24 protein-coding genes and 1 pseudogene are annotated in these 20032 nt (G+C 72.1%); 7 read left to right on the top strand and 18 right to left on the bottom strand.

From position 1 onward, the window contains the following. Positions 1–378 (top strand): peptidoglycan-binding domain-containing protein (locus NBZ85_RS10435; RefSeq protein ID WP_261561863.1); only part of this gene is annotated, 378 nt, incomplete at its 5' end. Between the two features lie 185 nt (positions 379–563). Here the strand turns inward: NBZ85_RS10435 and NBZ85_RS10430 are convergent. From NBZ85_RS10430 to NBZ85_RS34015, 4 genes are all read right to left on the bottom strand, one after another. After that, complete coding sequence (locus NBZ85_RS10430; protein ID WP_261556148.1) at positions 564–1721, bottom strand: glycerate kinase; 1158 nt, start codon at positions 1719–1721, stop codon at positions 564–566. A gap of 32 nt (positions 1722–1753) precedes the next feature. Further along, positions 1754–2791 (bottom strand): adenosine deaminase, encoded by a 1038-nt coding sequence (gene add / locus NBZ85_RS10425; RefSeq protein ID WP_261556147.1) that lies wholly within the window; start codon positions 2789–2791, stop codon positions 1754–1756. Positions 2792–3069: 278 nt separating this feature from the next. After that, complete coding sequence (locus tag NBZ85_RS10420) at positions 3070–3753, bottom strand: SRPBCC family protein (protein WP_261556146.1); 684 nt, start codon at positions 3751–3753, stop codon at positions 3070–3072. Positions 3754–3940: 187 nt separating this feature from the next. After that, positions 3941–4249, bottom strand: coding sequence for a CTP synthase (locus NBZ85_RS34015; RefSeq protein ID WP_261561862.1), 309 nt, complete (start codon positions 4247–4249; stop codon positions 3941–3943). On the opposite strand from NBZ85_RS34015, the gene NBZ85_RS34010 reads away from it, so the two are divergent. From NBZ85_RS34010 to NBZ85_RS10400, 3 genes are all read left to right on the top strand, one after another. Then, on the top strand, positions 4232–4387 hold the full coding sequence (locus NBZ85_RS34010; RefSeq protein ID WP_261556144.1) for a hypothetical protein: 156 nt from the start codon (positions 4232–4234) through the stop codon (positions 4385–4387). The two genes, NBZ85_RS34015 and NBZ85_RS34010, sit on opposite strands and share 18 nt — an antisense overlap. Before the next feature lie 59 nt (positions 4388–4446). Further along, positions 4447–4842, top strand: a complete 396-nt coding sequence (locus NBZ85_RS10405; RefSeq protein WP_261561861.1) for a hypothetical protein — start codon at positions 4447–4449, stop codon at positions 4840–4842. A 201-nt stretch (positions 4843–5043) separates the two neighbouring features. Beyond that, positions 5044–5247, top strand: a complete 204-nt coding sequence (locus tag NBZ85_RS10400) for a cold-shock protein (RefSeq protein WP_009741546.1) — start codon at positions 5044–5046, stop codon at positions 5245–5247. A gap of 232 nt (positions 5248–5479) precedes the next feature. On the opposite strand, the gene NBZ85_RS10395 is transcribed toward NBZ85_RS10400, so the two are convergent. Beyond that, the gene (locus NBZ85_RS10395; RefSeq protein WP_261556141.1) at positions 5480–5926 is read right to left on the bottom strand and encodes a response regulator; all 447 of its coding nucleotides are present in this window, start codon (positions 5924–5926) and stop codon (positions 5480–5482) included. Between the two features lie 288 nt (positions 5927–6214). Here NBZ85_RS10395 and NBZ85_RS10390 point away from each other — a divergent pair, with 288 nt between their 5' ends. Next, on the top strand, positions 6215–6730 hold the full coding sequence (locus NBZ85_RS10390; protein ID WP_261556140.1) for a group III truncated hemoglobin: 516 nt from the start codon (positions 6215–6217) through the stop codon (positions 6728–6730). Here NBZ85_RS10390 and NBZ85_RS10385 read toward each other — a convergent pair. Next, positions 6687–7115, bottom strand: coding sequence for a winged helix-turn-helix transcriptional regulator (locus NBZ85_RS10385; RefSeq protein WP_261556139.1), 429 nt, complete (start codon positions 7113–7115; stop codon positions 6687–6689). The genes NBZ85_RS10390 and NBZ85_RS10385 overlap by 44 nt on opposite strands. 89 nt (positions 7116–7204) lie before the next feature. Between NBZ85_RS10385 and NBZ85_RS10380 the strand changes: the two genes are divergently transcribed. Next, entirely contained in the window at positions 7205–8062 is an 858-nt protein-coding gene (locus NBZ85_RS10380; protein ID WP_261556138.1) for an SDR family oxidoreductase, read from the top strand. 526 nt (positions 8063–8588) lie between these two features. Next, entirely contained in the window at positions 8589–8924 is a 336-nt protein-coding gene (gene fdxA, locus NBZ85_RS10375; RefSeq protein ID WP_261556137.1) for a ferredoxin, read from the top strand. Between the two features lie 474 nt (positions 8925–9398). Here fdxA and NBZ85_RS10370 read toward each other — a convergent pair whose 3' ends face one another. The 12 genes and pseudogenes from NBZ85_RS10370 to NBZ85_RS10315 all read right to left on the bottom strand — a co-directional run. Next, a complete protein-coding gene (locus NBZ85_RS10370; protein WP_261556135.1) occupies positions 9399–10484 on the bottom strand; it encodes a 2-oxoacid:ferredoxin oxidoreductase subunit beta in 1086 nt (361 codons plus the stop codon). Continuing rightward, entirely contained in the window at positions 10481–12526 is a 2046-nt protein-coding gene (locus NBZ85_RS10365) for a 2-oxoacid:acceptor oxidoreductase subunit alpha (protein WP_261556134.1), read from the bottom strand. Before NBZ85_RS10365 ends, NBZ85_RS10370 begins: the two co-directional genes overlap by 4 nt. Before the next feature lie 82 nt (positions 12527–12608). Continuing rightward, a complete protein-coding gene (locus NBZ85_RS10360) occupies positions 12609–14009 on the bottom strand; it encodes a cysteine desulfurase family protein (RefSeq protein WP_261556133.1) in 1401 nt (466 codons plus the stop codon). Beyond that, the gene (locus tag NBZ85_RS10355) at positions 14006–14722 is read right to left on the bottom strand and encodes a HesA/MoeB/ThiF family protein (RefSeq protein WP_261556132.1); all 717 of its coding nucleotides are present in this window, start codon (positions 14720–14722) and stop codon (positions 14006–14008) included. Before NBZ85_RS10355 ends, NBZ85_RS10360 begins: the two co-directional genes overlap by 4 nt. 198 nt (positions 14723–14920) lie before the next feature. Then, positions 14921–15541 (bottom strand): iron-sulfur cluster assembly accessory protein, encoded by a 621-nt coding sequence (locus tag NBZ85_RS10350; protein ID WP_261556131.1) that lies wholly within the window; start codon positions 15539–15541, stop codon positions 14921–14923. Continuing rightward, positions 15538–16989: pseudogene (gene nifB / locus NBZ85_RS10345) on the bottom strand (nitrogenase cofactor biosynthesis protein NifB); the annotation flags it as partial. The gene NBZ85_RS10350 and the pseudogene nifB, both read right to left, overlap by 4 nt. 2 nt (positions 16990–16991) lie before the next feature. Then, positions 16992–17585, bottom strand: a complete 594-nt coding sequence (locus NBZ85_RS10340) for a nitrogen fixation protein NifZ (protein ID WP_261556129.1) — start codon at positions 17583–17585, stop codon at positions 16992–16994. Next, complete coding sequence (gene nifW, locus NBZ85_RS10335) at positions 17582–17980, bottom strand: nitrogenase-stabilizing/protective protein NifW (RefSeq protein WP_261556128.1); 399 nt, start codon at positions 17978–17980, stop codon at positions 17582–17584. The genes NBZ85_RS10340 and nifW overlap by 4 nt, the downstream gene beginning before the upstream one ends. After that, a complete protein-coding gene (locus NBZ85_RS10330; protein ID WP_261556127.1) occupies positions 17977–18225 on the bottom strand; it encodes a CCE_0567 family metalloprotein in 249 nt (82 codons plus the stop codon). The genes nifW and NBZ85_RS10330 overlap by 4 nt, the downstream gene beginning before the upstream one ends. Continuing rightward, positions 18215–18658 carry a NifX-associated nitrogen fixation protein gene (locus NBZ85_RS10325; protein ID WP_261556126.1) on the bottom strand — a complete coding sequence of 148 codons (444 nt, stop codon included), beginning with the start codon at positions 18656–18658 and terminating at the stop codon, positions 18215–18217. Before NBZ85_RS10325 ends, NBZ85_RS10330 begins: the two co-directional genes overlap by 11 nt. Next, positions 18655–19086 carry a nitrogen fixation protein NifX gene (nifX, locus tag NBZ85_RS10320; RefSeq protein ID WP_261556125.1) on the bottom strand — a complete coding sequence of 144 codons (432 nt, stop codon included), beginning with the start codon at positions 19084–19086 and terminating at the stop codon, positions 18655–18657. The genes NBZ85_RS10325 and nifX overlap by 4 nt, the downstream gene beginning before the upstream one ends. Then, positions 19080–20032: nitrogenase component 1 (locus NBZ85_RS10315; RefSeq protein WP_308205170.1), on the bottom strand; the 953-nt coding region annotated here is incomplete at its 5' end. The genes NBZ85_RS10315 and nifX, both read right to left, overlap by 7 nt.

Genomic DNA, 20032 nt, shown 5'->3' with positions numbered 1-20032 from the left:
CATAGTTGCCCCGGCGACCGCCGGGCGGCCCGCCGCCCCGACATCCTGGCGCTCGCCGTCGGCAGTGACCACGGCGCGGCGTCCGATCCCCGCGACCGCTACACCGGCCGGCCGACGCTGCGCGAGGGCGACCACGGAGCGGACGTGGTGGCGCTCCAGAACGCGCTGAACATCATTTTCGGCCACGAGGCGCCGACCGGTGATCCCAACCGCATCGAGCCGGACGGTGGTTACGGGCCACGCACCACCGCACGGGTCGCCTCTCTGCAGCGCTACGCGTCGCCGTGGTTCGGCCGCATCCCCGACGACGGCATCTGCGGGCCGAACACCTGGCGCAAGATCGGCTACATCCTGACCGGGATGAACCGCACCGTCTGAGCTATCCCGATCTGAACCGACCTGGATCCGCGTCCTGCCGGGTCGGCTTGCAACTCCCCTGAGTCAACATCGCGCCGCAGATCGCGCAGTTGCAGGAGGTTGTCGACGGTTTCCGACGCCGCAGGCGCACTCAACCTCATGCAATTGGTCCACCAAGCCCGAAAACGGGCAACCAGGCGCGTGCCTCAGCCGGCCCAGGCGGGACCGTCGGGCGGGGGCGCCGGGGCCAGGTCGGCTAGCTCCGCGCCGGCCGCGCGCAGCCAGCGCAGCGGCTCGGCCATCGCGGCCTGCGCGCCCCCCGCCAGCCGGGCCAGGGCGACCTCGGCGACGGCACCCTCCGGACGGGGGGCATCCACCTGGCCCGCCGCCAGGAGCACGGGCACATCCGCCGCCCGAGCCAGGGCCAGCACCCCGCCGACCACCTTGCCCGCCAGGGAGGTCCGGTCGAAGCGGCCCTCGCCGGTCACCACCCAGCCGGCCCCGGCGAGCGCGGCGGGAAGCCCGGCCGCCTCGGTGATCGTCTGGACGCCCGGCACCAGATCGGCGCCCCAGGCCGCGGCAAGGCCGTAGGCGGTGCCGCCCGCCGCGCCCGCACCCGGGGCCGTCGGGTCACCGCCGAGCAGCTCGGCCAGCCTGCGCAGCCCGGCCGCCAGCCGGTCGACATCGGCCGGGCCCGCCCCCTTCTGCGGACCGAACACGGCAGCCGCGCCCGCGGGGCCCAGTAGGGGGGCGTCGACGTCAACGAGGCAGCGCACCCCCCCGGGTGGCGGCGACTGCAGCCCCGACAGGTCCACCCGGGCGAGCCCCGTCAGAGCACCGCCGCCCGATGGCAGCTGCGCCCCACGTGCATCGAGGAAACGGGCCCCCAGGGCGGCGAGGGCACCGGTGCCGCCGTCGGTCGAGGCCGAACCGCCCAGTGCGACCAGGATCCGCGTCGCGCCGCCGGCCAGGGCGGCCCCCAGCGCCTCACCGAGGCCGATGGTCTGAGCCCGCAGGGCGTCCGGGGCCAGCATCAGCGGCAGGCCGCTCGCCCGCGCGAGTTCGACCACGGCGACGCCCCCGGGCAGCGCCAGCCATTCGGCGTCGTGACGGCGCCCGTCCGGGCCGGTCGCACGCACCGGATGGCGGACCGATCCGGGCACGGCGGCGGCGAAGACGTCCAGGGTGCCCTCGCCGCCGTCGGCGATCGGCAGCGCCACGATCTCGTCGTGGGGTCGCCGCGAGCGCCAGCCGTCCCCGAGCGCCGCGGCGACCTCCGTCGCGGTCGCCGACCCCTTGAACGAGTCGGGCGCGATGACCACCCGCCGCGGCCGGTCACCCGCCGCCGGGCCGCTTCCACTCACCGGGCGTACCAGGGCGTCCGCGTGCGCCCGGCTCAGCCCGCGGCCAGCGGGGCCGGCGTGGCCGGCGCGGTCAGCGGGGCCGGCGTGGCCAGCGTCGCGAGCCAGGCGTCGATGCCGGCCAGGGCCGCCGTCCGCACCGGCTCCGGGGCCGCGCCGGCGAGCACCGAACTACGCGCGCAGGCCGCCAGATCCTCGTCTGACAGGCCGAGCTCACGCCGGCACAGCTCGTACTCCTCCAGACAGGTGGGGCCGAACAGCAGCGGATCGTCCGCGTTGATGGAGCAGCGCACCCCGGCGCGCAGCAGTGCCGGCAGCGGGTGCGCGGCCATCGACGGCACCACCGACAGCAACAGGTTGGAGGTGGGACAGACGTCCAGGCAGGTGGCACGGTCGAGCAGCTCGTCGACGAGCGCCGGGTCCTCGATCGCCCGGATGCCGTGCTGCAGGCGGTCGGCACCCAGGGTCTCGATGGCGCCACGCACCGACTCCGGGCCGTCGAGCTCGCCGGCGTGCGGAGTGGACAGCAGGCCGCCCTCCCGGGCGAGCCGGAACGCCGCCGCGAACGGCTCCGGCGGCCAGCCGTTCTCGTCGTTGTGCAGCCCGAGGCCGACGACTCCCCGGTCGGCGTGGCCAAGGGCCATGCGGGCCACCTCCACCGCCTGCTCGGGGGAGTCGTAGACGCGGTCCACCGCGGCCATCCAGCGAACCGTCACCCCGTACCGGGCACCTGCCTGTTCCGATCGGGCCAGCACGGTCTCCCAGGCAGCCTCGGCGCTGCCGAACACACCCAGGTGGGCGTACGGCCAGAAGCTGGGCTCGAGGTAGACGATGCCCTCGTCCGCCGCGTCGCTGACCATCTCGTCGACCAGCCGCTCGAAGTCCGCCGGCCGGCGGAAGACCGGCAGGATCCCGCCGATCACGTCGCTGAAGCCGGCAAATTCGGTGAATCCGCTGGTACGAGGGGTCGGGATGCCCGCAGAGGCGGCGAGATCGGCGAGCGTCGCCGGCCGCATCCCCAGCTCGAAGTGCAGGTGCAGATGCCCCTTGGGCAGGGAACGGAGGTCCCGCATCGACGTCCTTCCTCCTCGCGGCACGGCCGGATGCGCCGCCCCGACGTTCGGACTATCACACGCCGTCGGGGGCGGTGGATCGAAACGTATGCCGGTCCCGCGAAGCCATGTCCGGCGGGCGGAAGGTTGTTACCTACCCGTCACCTCCCAGCGGGCGGGGGTGCGGGGAACGGTGCCGGGCGGCCTGGAAGCAAACGAGCGGTGCGGCCGGTCCAGCAAGGGGACCGGCCGCACCGCTCGTTGTTCACCGCTGCTCGTTGTTCACCGCTGCGCGGTGGTCACCAACCGCCGGCGGGGCTTCCCGGAGTCCGGTCCTGGGCGCCCGAGGGCCGGCCACCGGCCGCACCGCCCGATCCGGGGGTGTACGGTGCGCCACCGCTGCCGGGAGCGCCCGAGGAACCACCCGAACCGGGGAAGCCCGAGGCGCCCGGAGCGTCGACGGACCTGTCGTCCGGCGCCCGGTCCTCGCGGTAGCCGCCCGCGCTGCCGGCAGGCCCGGCGGCGTCGGGCCGGGGCACCTCACCGCGCCAGGAGCCGGTCTCGGTCTCGCGATGCTCGATGAACGACTTGAACCGCTTGAGGTCGGCCTTGACCCGCCGGTCGTCCAGGCCGACGGCGGCACCCGCCTTCTCGGCGAGCCCCTCGGGCTTCCAGTCCATCTGGACCGTCACCCGGGTCTCGTCGTCCGCAAGCCGGTGGAAGGTCACCACGCCGGCATGGGTGGTGCCTTCGGTGCTCTTCCACGCCACCCGCTCGTCGGGCAGCTGTTCGGTGATTGTGGCGTCGAACTCGCGCTCCTGCCCACCTACCTTGATTTTCCAGTGGGTGTGGGTGTTGTCGAGCTGCGCGATGGATTCGACACCGTCCATGAAGTTCGGGAAGGACTCGAACTGGGTCCACTGGTTGTAAGCGGTGCGAATCGGGACGTGGACTTCGATCGATTCCTGTACCGTGCTCGCCATGTTGCCTCCCGGCTGACGTCGGTGTCGGATGCAACGCTCATCCCCAGCCCGCAGCCACTAACACACGGCCGAGCAGGACATCGGGGACGGAGCACCGCAGCGCGGGGGACGAGGCCGGCCTCTCCGGCGGCACCGAGCCGCAGGTACCGGGCCCGGCGAGGTCGGCGGCGAGGTCGGCGGCACGGCCTCAGGCCGCCACGGCGGCTTCGGCGAAGCCGCGGATGACCGGGTGCGGGCGGCTGGCGTCGGAGCCGAGCTCCGGCGGGAACAGCGTCGCCAGGAAGAAGGGGTGGCCGGGCAGTTCGAGGATGCGGACGTCGCCGGACTCGTCCACCCCGCTGAACCGCAGGCCATGGGCGAGCAGCAGGCCGACGTGGTCCGGATTGATCCCGTAGGAACAGTAGTAGCGCTCGACCGTGCGGTCCGCGCCGATGACCCGCTCGGAGAGGGAGTCGCGGGTGATCCGGATAGCGCCCTCGTGACGTTCAGGGCACACGCGATCGGCACGATCGGCGGGTGGGGCGCGGCGAGCGCGCCGGCCTCGCTGGCATACGGGCTGCCCGGCACCAGCCAGACGCCGTCGAAGCCGTCGAGCGTCCCCGCGGCCGCCGCCTCGTTGGTCGGGATCCAGTAGGCGTCCACCGGCAGCCCGTCCCGCCGGCGCAACGCATCCAGCAGGCCGGGGATGCGGCCGTGGCCGACCTCGTCGACGCCCGGTGGATCGACGCGCCCGAGGTGGCGAACGCGGTGGCCGATCTTCGGGTCGTGACCGGAGAGCCGCGGTTCCGGGCGCAGCTGCGCTACGACGGCGCGGACGTCGCGAGCCTGCTGGCGCTGATCGCCGCCGGTCACGGCCTCGGGTTGCTTCCCCGTCTCCGGCTCGCCCCCTGCCGGCCGCTCGCACCGGCCGGGGGCGGCGACCGCCACCACGACCGGCATGACGGCGACCGAGACGGCTCCGGTGCTTTCCGGGCGGACCTGGTCGGCATGCCGCCCGTCGGGGCCGCCCCGGAGTTGCGAGCCGAGCTGCTCTGGACCGGCCGGCCGGGACCTGCGGCGCTGGCGCTGACCCGGGCGCTCGGCGGGTGACGGCCGGGCCCGAACCGACCTGAGTCCGCCGCTGGTCCAGCGCGCCGGGCCGACCGGGGGGTAGGCTGGAGGTGTTGCTTGTTTCTCGGTGCGTGACCTAACGCTAGAGAACGGCACGACCAGACCACGGATCGGTCGGGGTCTGGTGCGAGGCCGGTACGCGAAGGACGCCTACCGGGAGCGCGGCAAGGAGAAAGTATCGTGGCGCAGGGTACCGTCAAGTGGTTCAACGCGGAGAAGGGCTTCGGATTCATCTCCGTCGACGGTGGCGGCCCGGACGTGTTCGTCCACTACTCCTCGATCGTGGCGGACGGCTACAAGTCCCTGGATGAGGGCCAGAGCGTCCAGTTCGAGATCGTGCAGGGCCAGAAGGGGCCGCAGGCGGACAACGTGACTCCCGCCTAAGGTCGCACCACCCCAAGCTTTGCGTTCGGCGCGTGGCTCCTCACCGGAGCCACGCGCCGAAACTGCGTTGAGAGCCCGGCGGCGCGCGATCGTGCTGCGCCGATGTCCTCGTTTCGCGCAGGTCGACCTGCGCGAGGTACCCGACCGTGGATCTGGCGCCGACGACGCTGGCTCTGGCCGCAGATCGAGGCGCCCACGATCGCCTGGTCGAGGCGGCGCCGGGACCCCTCCCTCAGCGGCGGGGCAGGCGGACGACCGTGATGAAGAAGTCGTCGATGAAACGCACGTCGTCGACGAATCGATCGAAATCAACCGCCTTCGTCACGTAGGCGTTGGCATACAGGTTGTAGCTGCGCAGGATGTCCTCGGCCGCGTCCGACGTCGTGAGCACCACGACGGGGATGCGGCGCAGCTCCTCGTCATCCTTGATCTCCGCCAGCACCTCGATGCCGTTGCGGCGCGGGAGGTTGAGGTCCAGCAGGACCAGGTCGGCGGCGGGAGCGTCGGTGAACGGCTCTTCGCGCCGCAGGAAGGCCATGGCCTCGATGCCATCGTTCACGACGTGCAGCTGGCCGCTGATCCGATCATCGGCGAACGCCTCGCGGGTCATGAGGACGTCCCCCGGATCATCCTCCACCAGCAGTACGTCGAACGAGTTGACGGGCAGACCCGACGTCATCTGGCACCTCAGGATTTGTGGCCGACTCGAAGCGCGGTCGGCAGGGTGAGAAAGTGGGAACGCCGCCGGCCGGAAGTCCGCATACGGACCCCGAATTGAAGCCTTTCTGACGGTACGCCAACTGCCTGGACCTGTCGCCCCCCACATCCGTAGCGGCACCGACACCGCCCGCGCACCGCGGACGCAGGTGTGGTGATGGTCATATTCGAATGCCCCGATCGGGGTATTCGCTTTCGACGGTCGGCGCGGGGTGGCACCTGCTCTACCCGAAGGGACGTAGTCTCGGGTATGCGGGCACAGCCGAACGCCGTCGGGCGGCCGGACGTCAGCGAGCGTCCGGACATCAACACGCGGGCGGACATCGTGACGCTCGTCACAGAGTTCTACCGACGGGCGTTCGCCGATCCGCAGCTCGGCCCCATCTTCGTCGACGTCGCGCAGCTCGACCTTCCCGCGCACCTGCCGGTGATCTGCGACTTCTGGCAGGCGGTGATCTTCCGGGCCGGGACCTACCGGCGCAACGCCTTCGGGGTGCACGCCGAGCTGCACGCCCGTGTCCGGCTCACGCCCGAGCTGTTCACCCGCTGGCTGGAGCTGTGGATGGCGACCGTCGACAACCTGCACAGCGGTCCGCACACTGATCGCGCCAAGCTCCAGGCCCACCGGATCGCCGAATCGATGAGCCGCCGTCTCGCCGACGCCCCGCCTGCGCCCGCGGAGGCGGAGACCACCCCCGCCAGTTACGCCAGTTCCGGCGCCGTCACGGCCTCCGGTCGGCGTCGTAGGCCGTCCGAGCCCGACTGATCTCGGCCGCCGACCCCTCGAACAGGTCGGCGAGGACGCGCAGCTGCGCCGCGACCAGGCCGCCCAGCGGGGTCAGCGAGTACTCGACCCGCGCCGGGATCGTGCTGACCACCTCGCGGAGCACGAGACCGTCGCGCTCCAGGAGCTGCAGCGTCCGGGAGAGCATCTTCTCGCTGACACCCTCGACACGGCGACGCAGCGCATTGAACCGGTAGCTACCCTCGCCCAACGCGAGCATAGCGAGCATTCCCCACTTGGACCCCACGTCCTCGAGCGCCGCCCGCGAGCTGCAGCCCCGGGCGAAGACATCGCTGACGAGCTCATCGCTGGGACCGACCTCCCCAGGACACGGCTCGCCCACCGCCATATCACGCTCGCAGGACATGACCACAAGCCTACGATCCCGCCTGGGACTGTCGCTATCTTATGGTTAGTACTTACCAAAGGAAACCACAACCAACAGGGAGAACATCCATGGCCACCATCGCCGTCACCGGCTCCACGGGACACCTCGGCCGGCTCGTCGTCGAGGAGCTCCTCCAGTCCGGCGTCGAGCCGTCGACAATCGTCGCGGTGGCGCGGACGCCCGCCCGCGCCGCCGATCTCGCCGAGCGCGGGGTGCAGGTCCGGGCGGGCGACTACTCGGACCCGGCAAGCCTGCCCGCCGCCCTGGCCGGGGTCGACACCCTGCTGCTCGTCTCGGGCAGCGAGCTCGGCCAGCGCGTCGCCCAGCACACCGCCGTGATCGAGGCGGCGAAGGCGGGCGGCGTCGGGCGGATCGTCTACACCAGCGCGCCGCGGGCCGACGTGACCGACCTGTCCCTCGCCGCCGAGCACAAGGCCACCGAGGAGGTGCTCGCGGCCGCGGGGGTGCCGTTCACGGTGCTGCGCATCAACTGGTACTACGAGAACTACACCGCCCAGCTGGGTCAGTACCTCAGCCAGGGGTTCGTCCTCGGTGCCGCGGGCGACGGCCGGATCAGGGGGGCCTCCCGGGCCGACTTCGCCGCGGGCATCGCGAAGGTCCTGACGACCTCGGGACACGACAACGCGATCTACGAGTTCGGCGGCACGCCGTTCACCCTCGCCGAGCTGGCCGCGACGATCACCGAGGTCACCGGCACCACCGTCACCTACCGAGACGTCACGGTTGCGGAGCTCGCCACCGCGCTGGGCCAGGCCGGGCTCGACGAGACGACCGCGGGCCTGTTCGCCGGCATCGACGGGTCGATCCGTGGCGGTGCACTCGACGTCGACGCGGACGACCTGCAGCGGCTGCTCGGCCGGCCGACCTCCAGCCTGGCCGACGCCGTGCGCGCCGCCAAGATCTGACTCCGCCCCTCACCACGCCGCCCGGCCCGGCCTCGCCTGCCCTTGCCAGCGGGACGAAACGGGCACCGAACCCTCTGGGCGCATAAGGCCGAACCCGGGCGGGGCCGGTTGCGGTGCGTTGTGCACGGTCCGAGCCCCGGGACCGTCCACAACGCACCACACCGCACCACACCGCACCGACCCCGGCGGGGCCGCTGCGGCGGCGGCGGCCAGCCAGGGCCAGGAAAAACTTTTCCTTGGACTTATCCTTAGGTTTTTCCGGGGCCTTGGGATCTTCGCATCGAAAGCCACTGAACACGGATCGACTTGTTTACGCTTCCTTTACAGCCGATCTCGCCATCCAGAGCAGTCTCCTGTTACGCTTTCCTGGAAGCCGCACGTAAGGCCGAACCGTAGAAATCGGACCGTTTCCGGTGGCACGGATTCCGTGATCGACGACGGGGTCCACCATCGATCCGCGGGTCACCGCGGTCCCGGCCCGCCTTCAACACTCGACCCGTCCCGGCGACCGGTAAAGAAGGCACTCATGACGTTTGTCGTCACGTCCGCCTGCATTGATGTAAAGGATACCGCCTGCCTGGGCGAATGTCCCGTCGACTGCATCTACGAGGGCGCTCGGAAGCTGTACATAAATCCAAACGAGTGCATCGACTGCGCGGCGTGCGAGTCGGCCTGCCCGGTCGACGCGATCATGAGCGTCAAGCTGGTACCACCGGCGGAATTCGAGTTCATCGTGGACGAGGCCCGCTTCTTCAACACCATCCTGCCTGGGCGGGATGTTCCCGTCGGCGATCCGGGCGGCGCAGGCAGGGTAGGCCCGATCAGGGCCGACACCCCCTTCGTCGCGGGGTACGGACGCTGACGGCACAAGCCGCCGGCGAAGGCTGACGCGGCCACGGCGTCAGCGGGACCGCCGGCTACGGCCGGTGCTCAGGACCACCCCCGTCCGGGCACCGGCCTTTCAACTTCACACCACCACACCGCCGGCCGGCCGCAGCAATGCGGCCGGCCGGCGGCATTTCCATGCGTCGCCGCCATGCATCACCGCCATGCGTCGCCGAGTGAATTCTGGTCTCTCTCATTCCGGTAACCCCAAGGATTTTCGCCCTGGCCGGTCCCCCACGCGGGGCCATTCGAAGTGGCATTCCCACCGGGCATTCCCACCGGGCATTCCGAGGCGGCCGCTCCGGCCATGCCACCATCGGGCCCGGACGCGTCAGAGGGGACCAGACCGACCGAAGTCGATCTGGTCCCCTCTCATCACGGGACGGGCGGTCCGCCCGGCCACCCGTCCGCCCCGGCCGGGGGCGCAGCTCCCCGGCCGGCGGTCTGGTTGCTAGCCGGCGACCACCCAGGAGTCACTGCCCGTGAGCAGCGACCGCAGGTCACCACGGCCGTCGGGGCGGGCCGTCGCCAGCCGCTCCTGGTAGAGCTCGTCGAAGCTCGGCTGGGAGACCGACCGGTACACCCCGATCGGCGGCTCGGCGAGCGACGTCTCCGCCAGGCGGGCGAGCCCATAGGCGTAGGTGGAGTTCTGGGTGCCCGGGTCGTGGACGACGACGCGGGAGTCGCCGCCGTGGCCGATACCCAGCTCACCGGTGCTCGGGTCGCGGACCACGCCCCACTGCTCCTTGGCGCCGAAGACGATCGGCAGGCCGGGCGAGAGCCGAATCGGGCCGTGCTCGGGCGCCGCGGGGTTGTCCGGCTCCGCGGGGCTCTCCTGGCCGGCGGCCCGGCTGGGCTGACGGGGGATCGCGCTGAACGTGGGGCAGCCCTGCCTGATCTCCACCAGCGCCGCGCCCTTGTGTGCCGCGGCGGCGGTCAGCGTCGCCGTGAGGTGGCGGCGGTCGGAGTCGATCGTGCGGGCCACGAACGTCGCCCCGGCCCCGAGCGCGAGCGCGATCGGGTTGAACGGGTTGTCGAGTGAGCCGAACGGGCTCGACGGACCGATCGTGCCGACCTTGGACGTCGGCGAGGCCTGCCCCTTGGTCAGCCCGTAGATGTGGTTGTTGAGCAGCAGGATCTTGAGGTTCACGTTGCGCCGCAGCGCGTGGATCAGGTGGTTGCCGCCGATGGCCAGCGCGTCGCCGTCACCGGTGACGACCCACACCGACAGATCCGGCCGGTTGATCGAGATGCCGGTCGCGAACGACGGCGCCCGACCGTGGATGGAGTGGATGCCGTAGGTGTCGAGGTAGTACGGCAGCCGCGAGGAGCAGCCGATGCCCGATACCACCACGGTGTTCTCGGGCGCGACACCGAGGGCTGGCAGCAGCCCGCGCATCGTCGACAGGATCGCGTGGTCCCCGCAGCCGGGGCACCAGCGAACTTCCTGGCCGGTGGTGAAGTCCGCCACCGTCGGCGCCCGCCGGCCGCTCGTGCCGCCGACCGGCTCCTCGGCTTTTCCGTTGACCGTGCTCATCGTCCCGCCTCCCGGGTCACGTCGTGCTGGTTGGCAGTGGCCGTGCTGGCGCGGGCCGCGGGCTTCGCCGCCCCCGCCTCCGACATCGCCGCGAGGCGCGCGCCGACGTCGCCTACCGGCTTCGTACCGGCGGCGCCCGAGGCGTCCTCGTCGATGCCCTGGATCACCCGAGTGATGACGGAGGCGAGCTCCGCCGTCCGGAACGGCATCCCGCGGGTCTGGTTGTAACCGACGGTGTCGATGAGGGTCTCGCGGCGCAGGTGGCCGGCGAGCTGGCCGAGGTTCATCTCGGGCACGAGCACGGTGTGGTACTCGGAGAGCACCGAGGCGAGGTTCGCCGGCAGCGGCACGATGTGGCGCAGGTGGGCCTGGGCGACCTTCATTCCCTCGGCCCGCACCTGCCGGCAGGCCTCCCCGATCGGGCCCCACGTCGAACCCCAGCCGATCACGAGCACGTCCGCACCGGATCCGGGCGGACCGCTCGGGTCGTCGACCTCCAGCGGCGGCACGTCGATGCCGTCGATCTTCGACTGCCGGGTCCGGATCATGAGATCGTGGTTGTCCGGGTCGTAGGACACCGCGCCGGTGAGGTCGGCCTTCTCCAGACCGCCGATCCGGTGGGTCAGCCCCGGGGTGCCGGGGATCGCCAGCGGCCGGGCGAGGGTCACCGGGTCACGCGCGTACGGCAGGAAGATCGGGTTGCCGTCCGCGTCGACCCCGTTCGGCTCGGTGGCCAGGTCGATCCCGATGAACGGCAGCTCCTCGACCTCGGGGACCCGCCAGGGCTCGCTGCCGTTGGCGATGTAGGCGTCGGAGAGCAGGATGACCGGGGTGCGGTAGGCCAGCGCGATCCGCGCGGCCTCCATCGCGGCGTCGAAGCCGTCCGCCGCCGAGCGCACCGCGATCACCGGCATCGGCGCCTCGCCGTGCCGGCCGTAGAGCGCCTGCAGCAGGTCGGACTGCTCGGTCTTGGTCGGCAGGCCGGTGGACGGCCCGCCGCGCTGCACGTTGACGATGACGAGCGGCAGCTCCATGATCACGGCGAGGCCGAGCGCCTCGGCCTTGAGCGCCATCCCGGGACCCGAGGTGACCGTCACCCCGAGCATGCCGGCGTAGGACCCGCCGATCGCCGCGCCGATGGCCGCGATCTCGTCCTCGGCCTGGAAGGACCGCACGTCGTTGGAGGCCAGCGCGGCCAGTTCGTGCAGGATCTCCGACGCCGGGGTAATCGGGTAGGCGCCGAGGAACAGCGGCATCGCGGCCTGGTGCGCCGCGGCCACCAGGCCGTAGGCGACGGCCTTGTTGCCCTTCATGTGCCGGTAGGTGCCAGCCGGGAGCGGGGCCGGCTTCACCTCGTAGACGTTCGCGAAGGCCTCGGTCGTCTCGCCGTAGATCCAGCCGGCGCGCAGCGCGGAGACGTTCGCGGCCTGCACGTCGGGCTTCGAGGCGAAGCGCTTCTGCAGGTAGGCGATCGTGTCCTCGATCTGCTGGCTGAACATCCAGGACACCAGGCCGAGGGCGAACATGTTCTTCGTCCGCGCGGCGTCCTTGCGCTTGAGGTTGTGATCGGCGACGGCGGCCGCGGCGAACCCGGTCAGGTTGATGGCGTGCACCTGGAAGGCGTCCAGCGAGCCGTCGGTCAGCGGGTCGATGTCGTAGCCGGCCTTTTCGAGCCCCAGCACCGTGAACGAATCGGTGTCCAGGATGATGACGCCGCCGGGGCGCAGCTCGGCGACGTTGGCCTTCAGCGCCGCGGGGTTCATGGCGATGAGGACATCAGGCTGGTCACCGGGAGTCCGGATGTCGTGGTCGGCGATGTGGAGCTGGTAGCTCGAGACGCCGGCCACGGTGCCCGCTGGGGCGCGGATCTCCGCCGGGTAGTTCGGCAGCGTCGCCACATCGTTACCGATCGCGGCCGCCTGGGCGCCGAATCGGTCACCGGTGAGCTGCATCCCGTCGCCGGAGTCGCCGGCGAAGCGGATTACCACGTTCTCCAGCCGTCTGGCCCCTTCGGACCGTTCGGACAACTGCTCGGTGGGCATGAGGGACCTCATCTCAACGTCGCGATCCCGCGCCGGGAGTGCCAGGACCACGCGTGGCGAGACTGGCAGCGCGGGCCGGTCATCAGGGCAGGGCAGACCGAGGAACAGGAAGCTCCGGGGTCCGCCCCGGGGTCGGGGAGACCTCGCCGGTCCAGCCAGCGGCGGGCCGGCCGCTCGCCGCCGGCAGCTCGGGCTCCCCGGGTTCGGCGGGCGGGGGGACCTCGCCGGACCCGACCGCCCGAAGGGACTGCACGCGCAGCACGGCGCGGGCCACCGTCGCGGCGGCGGCGTGGATCTGGTCCACGGTGGTGAACCGACCCACGCTGAACCGCAGGCTCTCCCGCGCGGCGGCCGCCGAACGGCCCATGGCGAGCAGCACCGGGGACGGCTCGCTCCCCCCGCCGTGGCAGGCGGAGCCGGCGGACACCGCCACGTCGGGCAGGCAGGACTGGACGGCGTCCGCGTCGGCGCCGACGAAGCGCAGGTTCAACGTGTTCGGCAGCCGGACCAGGCCGGGCCGGGCGCTGCCGTCCTCGACCGGCCCGTTGACCTCCAGCGCCTCCGCGCCGAGCCACCCGACGAGCAGGTCGAACAGCAGGTCCGTCTGGGCCCGCTGCCGGATGGCCTCGTCGTCCATCATCGCGGCGGCGATGCGGGCCGCGGCACCGAAACCGACGATGCCGGGGGTGTTGAGGGTGCCGGCGCGCAGGCCGCGTTCCTGCCCGCCGCCGTGGATCAGCGGCGCGAGGCGGGCCCGCACCGACCGGCCGGCGATCAGCGCACCGGTGCCCTTCGGGCCGTACATCTTGTGCGCGGACGCGACGGCGAGGTCGATCCCCATCTCGGTGACCGAGACCGGGATGCGGCCGAACGCCTGGGTGACGTCGCACAGGAACAGGGCCCCCGCCTCGTGGGCGAGGGCGGCAACCGGTCGCGGGTCGTTGAGCGACCCCGTCTCGTTGTTGGCCGCCATGACCGCGACCAGGGCAACCTCGTCGGCCTCGCCGCGGCCCCGGGGGCCCCCTGAGCCCTCGGGATCCGCGGCCGACCCAGCGGTGGACGGCGGCATGGGGTGCAGCAGCGCGCGCAGGTGGGACAGGTCAATGGCGCCGTCCGGGTGCACCCGGACCGTCTGCACGCGGCCCCCGTGCAGCTCGACGGCGGCCTGCGCCGCGGCGCGGACCGCCGGGTGCTCGGTGGCCCCGACCAGGACGCGGCGCCGGTTCGGGGGCGCCGTGGCGAGGACCCCGGTGATCGCCAGGTTGGCCGCCTCGGTCGCGCCGCTGGTGAACACCACGTCGCGCGGGCGTGCGCCGGCGAGGATGGCGACGTCGCGGCGAGCCCGGTCGACGAGCCGGGCCACCGCCTGACCGGCCGGGTGCGGGCTCGCCGGGTTGGCGAAGTGCTCCCGCAGCAGCGGCAGCATGGCGTTGAGGACCTCGGGGTCGACCGGCGTCGTCGCATTGTGGTCGAGGTAGATCACGGCGTGCTCCCCGGGCCGCAGTCCGGGCAGGCCGGGTCGCGCCGGGTCCGCGGGGTGCGCAGGTCGACGTCCCACAGGTCGACATGGACGAGGCGGCCGACGGCCGGCTCGGCGAAACCGCCGACGACCTTGAGCGCCTCCGTCGCGGCCAGGCAGCCCACCGTGCCCGCGATGGCGCCGAGCACCGGGAAGCCGAGCGGTTCCCAGGCCGGGTCGCCTTCGGGGAACACGCAGCGCAGGCACGGCTCCCCCGGCCGGACCACCATCAGATACGCCTCGGTGGCGTTCATCGCGGCGACGACCAGCGGCACCCCCGCCCGCACGCACAGCCGGTTGATCAAATACCGCTCGGGAAAGTTGTGCCGGGCGTCGACGACGATGTCCGCCTCGGCGATCAGGCCGGGCACGGCCGGGTCCGCGAGGTCGCCCGGATGGATCAGGATGAGGCGGCCGACCCCGGCGGCGGCGAGATAGGTCGCGGCCGCCCCGCCGACGCCGCCGACGCCGGCGCCGCCGGCGCCGGCCACCAGGACCGTCGCCTGGCTCAGCCGCCGCTGGGCCGATACCCCGAAGCCAGGGATGGTCAACTGCCGGTCGAAGCGTCGAGAAGTCTCCGCCGCAGGCCGCGCCGCCTGTACGGGCAGGATCCGCGCGGGCGGGCCGGGGCACATCGACCGCAGGCGCGGGTGGGAGTGAGACCGAGCAGTGACCATCGAGCTCTCCGCGGATTCGGCAGGACGGGGGAAGACGACCCGATCAGTCGGGTCGGTCGGGACCGGGTGGTCGGAACCAGGTGGTCGGGACCGGGTGGTCGGGCGGATCGCCCGCTGGGGGGTGGCGGCGCCGGGCGGCCGGCAGGTCCGCGGACCCGCGGTCACCCGCCGCCGTCACCCCCGTTCGGGCGGGGCGCCTCAGGCGACCAGCGCGACCCGGCCGATCTCCGGCAGCTCCTGCCTGAGCCGGGCCTCGATCACGCCGGTCAGCGTCGCGTTCGCGCTGGAGCAGCCGCCGCAGGCACCGGTCAGGCGCAGGTGTACCTCGGCGGAGCCGGGCTGCCCGCCCCCGGCGAGGACGGCGACGACCTCGGCGTCCCCGCCGTCCCCGCGCAGCAGCGGGCGGATCTCCTCCATGATCTCCTCGACCTGCTCGCGCAGCTTCGCGTCGGCCGCGGTGCGCTCGGGATCGTCGGACGAGCCGAACGACGACCCGCACCCGCAGGAGCTCTTCGCGTTCGGGTTGGCGAAGGTGAAGCCGGAGGAGGTCAGCGTCTCGGTGTAGTCGACGCGCATCCCGCGCAGCAGGTCGACGCTGGAGGTGTGCACGACGACGTCAAAGCCGTCCTGCGGCAACACGACATCGCCGGTCTCGGCGCCGGGCACGAGGGCAAGCTTGTAGGTGTAGCCGGAGCAGCCGCCCGGGTCGACCCCGATGCGCAGGGCGAACCCCTCGGTGCCCTGGGTCGAGCCGAGCAGGTGGCGCACCTGCGCCACGGCCTTGTCGGTCAGTTCGATGACGGTGGCGGTCGCGGTCATGGGGTGCCTACCTCCGCAGGGGTGCGGTTGGAGACGAGGCGGGCGCCGACTTCGGCCACCGCCTTGTCGATCAGGTCGTAGATCTCGACCGGCTCGATGCCGGCCTCCTCGAGCGCCTCACGCGGCCCGAGGCCGATCTTGCTGCACAGCACGGCTGCGCAGTCGGACAGCATCTCGATGGTGCGATCGAGCTTGGAGACGTCCTCGTCGCAGTCGGACGGGCCGTTGCAGTAGCGGTCGACGTCGCGGGTCTGCACCAGGCGGGCCCAGCCGGGACCGCCCTCATAGATCCAGAACTCGCCGGCGTGGCCGAAGTGCTGGTTGACGACGCCGCTGCCCTTGGTGGCGACCGCGACGAGGACGACCTCGTCCGGCCGGACGGGCTCGGCCGCCGGCGCGTCGGGGGTGCGCGCGCCGGTGGAGATGTTGAGGGTCTGCCGGGTGGCGGCGACCTCGGTGCGCCAGCGCTCGATCTCCTCGTGCGCCTGCTGGCGGCCGGCGAGGTCGTAGCCGATCTCCCGGCCCCGGAACGTCTCGGGCAGGAACTCGTCGCCGCGGTCCTCGCCGAGCAGGCCGACCGCGTCCGCGCGGCACTGCCGGCAGTGGCGCATCATGTTCATCTCGGCGCCGTCGTCCTGCTCGCACCGGTCCTGCAGGGCCTTGAGCTCCTGCGGGGTCGGGCCGCGCTGGCCGGTCAGGCCGAAGTGGGTGCCGTGCTCGGGGGCCGAGACCAGCGGCATCACGTTGTGCAGGAAGGCCCCGAGCCCCTTGACGGTCCGGGAGACCTCGACGAGGTGCTCATCGTTGATCCCGGGGATCATCACCGAGTTGACCTTGCAGAGGATCTTCCGCTCGGTCAGCGCCGCAAGCCCCGCGAGCTGCTGCTCAGAGAGGATCTTCGACGCCTCCCGGCCGGTGTACCGCTTGCCGCGCCAGGTGATCCACGGGTAGATCTGCTCGCCGACCTCGGGGTCGATCATGTTGATCGTGATCGTGACGTGGTCGACGTTGAGGTCGGCGATCCGGTCGACGAACTCGGGCAGCCGCAGGCCGTTGGTCGACAGGCACAGCTTGATGTCCGGGCAGTCCCGGGCCACCAGTTCCATCGTGCGGAAGGTCGGCTTCGGGTTCGCCAGCGGGTCACCGGGCCCGGCGATCCCCAGCACGCTCATCTGCTTGATCTCGCTGGCGACCAGCTTGACCTTGGCGAATGCGTCTTCGGGAGTCAGCAGCGTGCTCGTGACGCCTGGCCGGCTCTCGTTGGCGCAGTCGAACTTCCGGTTGCAGAAGTTGCACTGGATGTTGCAGCCGGGCGCGACCGCGACGTGCATGCGGGCGTAGTACTGGTGCGCCTCGGCGCTGTAGCACGGATGGTTGGCGATCTTCTGCGCGATCTCCGGGTCCTGCACGGGAGCGCTGGTGCCGCAGCTCGTCGTGCTCGCGCAGCCGCTCACCGACGGCCGTCCTTCACGCCGGGCGTGCCCGCGCCGACAGTCTTGGCCGGCGGCGTGGGCTTGGCAGACGGCGTGGGCTTGGCAGACGGCGTGGGCTTCGCGGGCACAGCCGGCGCCGCGGCCTCGGTGTCCGCCTTGGCGGACTTGCAGTTCGAGGACCCGTGCTTGCAGGACTTCGCCGCCGGCCCGGCGGCCCCGTCGTGGGTGCTGTGCGCGGCGGGCTCGGCTGGCACCTTCTCTGCCACCAGGACGGCGGCCGGGGCCGAGCCCTCCGCCGCAGCCCCGGCGGCCGTCGTCTTCGCGGCCGGCTGCGCCTGCGCCGGCTGCGCGTCCCCGGGCTCCTCGTCCGCTGCATCCTCGACGGCGGTGAGCTCGCGCTCCAACGCGCCGACGATGCGGCCGTTTTCGAAGGCGATCGCGTAGACGATGTGCTCCTGCAGGTACAGGCCGACGTTGATGACCTGGCCGCGGGTGCCCTCCTCGACCAGGATCTCGCCGATGGAGATCGCCGGATCCGGGTAGGTGCCGTCGTTACGCAGCGCCTTGGCGGCCATGACGACGTCGCCGACGTCGTAGGTGTTGCTGGTCATCGGGACTCCTCCGTCGGCTCGGACGTTTCCGACGGCTGGGTGGACCCCAACCGCTGCACGGTGATCTCGGACGCCGGCACGAAGGCCGCCGCCTGCGGTGCGCGATCCTTCAGCACCTTGAACAGGCGGTGGTCCAGCGCGCCGGCGTTGGTGAACGCCTCGTAGGAGCGGACAAGCGCGTCGCGGTAGTCACGCAGGAGATGCCGTGGGTTCTCCGCGTCGGCTCCGGCTTCGGGCAGCTTGGCCAGCTCGCCGGCGAAGTGCTTGAGGATGTGCAGCCGGTTGACGGCCACGACCCGCGGGTCGTAGTCGACCTCCAGCAGGGTGAAGTACTCCTCCGCGGTGGAGCAGCGGTGGAACTCGGCCAGTTGGCCGGCGTCGGTGGTCGCGCTCATCGCGACGTCTCCTTCTCGGCCAGGCCCTCCAACAGGGCAATCTCGGCGTAGGCGTCATAGGTTCGGCGGGCGACGTCGAGCAGGCCCTCCCAGCCGATCGGGAGGTCCTCGGCGAGGTCGTGAAGATCGAGCTTGAGTTGGGTGGCCTTGCTGTGGAGCTTGCGCAGCCGCTGCTGGGCGGCGGCGGTGTCGAGGCCTGCGGTGTCGAGGCCCGCGGTGTCCGGGGCCGGCGTCTCAGGAGTCATCGCGGGCGACCTCGCTCCAGCGCTCGATCAGCTTGGTCGCCCCGCTCACCAGGGCCTCGCCGCGGGCGGCGAGCTCCTCGAACGAGTTGAAGCCGAACCGCTGCACGTCGCGCAGCGCATTGTCGAGCACGACGAGTCGGCCCGCAAAAATGATCACCCGGCCGAAACCCTCGCTGTTGAGGTCGAGGATCGTCGTGGTGAACGCGCCGGTCGCCTTCTCGGTGGCGGCGGCGATCGCCTGGTAGAACGACCGCAGCCGGGCCCCGGTGGCGATATCGAGGTCACAGTTGGTCGCGATCGTGCGGCGCTGCTCCTTGGTCAACACGAACGGGGCGAGCAGCTGGTCGTCGGAGAACCGATCGAGCTGGCCGTAGGAGTCGCCGGCCCGGACCTGGTCGAGCAGGTCACGCAGGAAGTCCTTCGCCTCGCTCATGCCGCGTCTCCCTTCAGAACGGCGGCGACGCTGCGGGTCCAGCTCTGCGCGGCCGGCTGCGACTCGCTGTGCTTGAGGACCTTGCGCAGCCAGGGCGGCGGAGACCCGGCCAGCGTCGCGACGTAGCGGGTCAGCAGATCGGAGACGCTGGCGCCCTTGGCCACCTTCACGGGATGGATCTTGGCCTTGACGACCTTCGCCGCGGCGGTGCCGCCGATGTCGGCGATGTTGAGGATCGCGCAGTCCGTGACCGCGGCCAGCCTGGATTCGATCTTGTCCTGCTCGTCGTCGGACGCCGCCTCCAGCAGGCGGGTCTCCAGCAGGTGTGACCCCTCGGGGCCGACCTCGTAGACGTCGAACCGTCGGCACCAGCCGAAGTGCTGGTCCACAGCGGTGCCGTCGCTGGTCGCGAAGGCGATCTTCAACACGGGGACTCCTGGAACAGGTTGTCGAGTTCGTCGGGTTCTGCCGTGCCGCGCCCCTGCTGGGGGATCTCGGGGCCGGCACGATGACCGGCCGCGGCGGATTCGGGCGACGCGGGCAGCGACGGCCGACCCGGCCGGGCGTGCCCGTGCCCGTGGTCGAGGACACGGTTCGCCGCGTCGATCAGTAGCCGCAGGCTGCCGACGTAGCCGGCGGTGCCGGCCAGCGCCGCTCCCAGCCGGTCGAAGATCGGGAACCCGATCGGCAGGAACGCGGCGCCGATCCGCTCCGCGATTCCCCGGGCGTGGCTGGAGCCGAGAACGAGCTCGGCACCGGCGGCCTGCGCCCGTTCGGCGAACTCGGCCAGGTCGCCGATGACGACCTCGGCCCAGGGCGCGTCGGCGAGGGCCGGCGCCGGGGTCGGCGACATCGCGGTCACGATCTCGGCGCCGACGTCGCGCAGCAGCGAACCGGCGGCCAGCAGGGTCTCGGGCTCCCCGGCGATCGCCACCCGGACGCCGCCGAGCACGAAGTGCGCGTCGAGCAGGCCGTCGGCGAGACGGGCCCGGTCGCGGCGGACCCGCTCGGGGGCGGTCCGGCCGGTGAGCGCCATCAGCTCGGTGACCAGGGCGTCCATCTCGGTCAGACCGGACAGGTGCCGGTGGCGCAGCAGCGGGGCACCGGTGCGGGCGGCGAGCAGCTCGCCCGCGGGGGCGGCGGTCGCGCCGGCGACGAGGACGGCGCCGGCGTGGCGCAGCGAGCGCAGCTCGGCGACGCCCGTGCCGCCGGTCGTCGTCGGCTGCCAGGCCGGGGCGAGATGGCCGTCGACCGAGCCGGACAGGTCCGGCACCAGTACGGGGTCGAGCCCGAACGCCCGGACCAGCCCGGCGACCTCGTCGAGGTCGGCCGCGGTGAGTGCGGGACCGGCGAGGACGGCGACCAGCTTGCGGT

Origin of the sequence: Frankia tisae (assembly GCF_025403405.1) — a bacterium.
GTDB lineage: Bacteria > Actinomycetota > Actinomycetes > Frankiales > Frankiaceae > Frankia > Frankia tisai.
The sequence above is the reverse complement of the archived record's forward strand: the minus strand, read 5'-3'. Positions and strand labels throughout refer to the sequence as shown.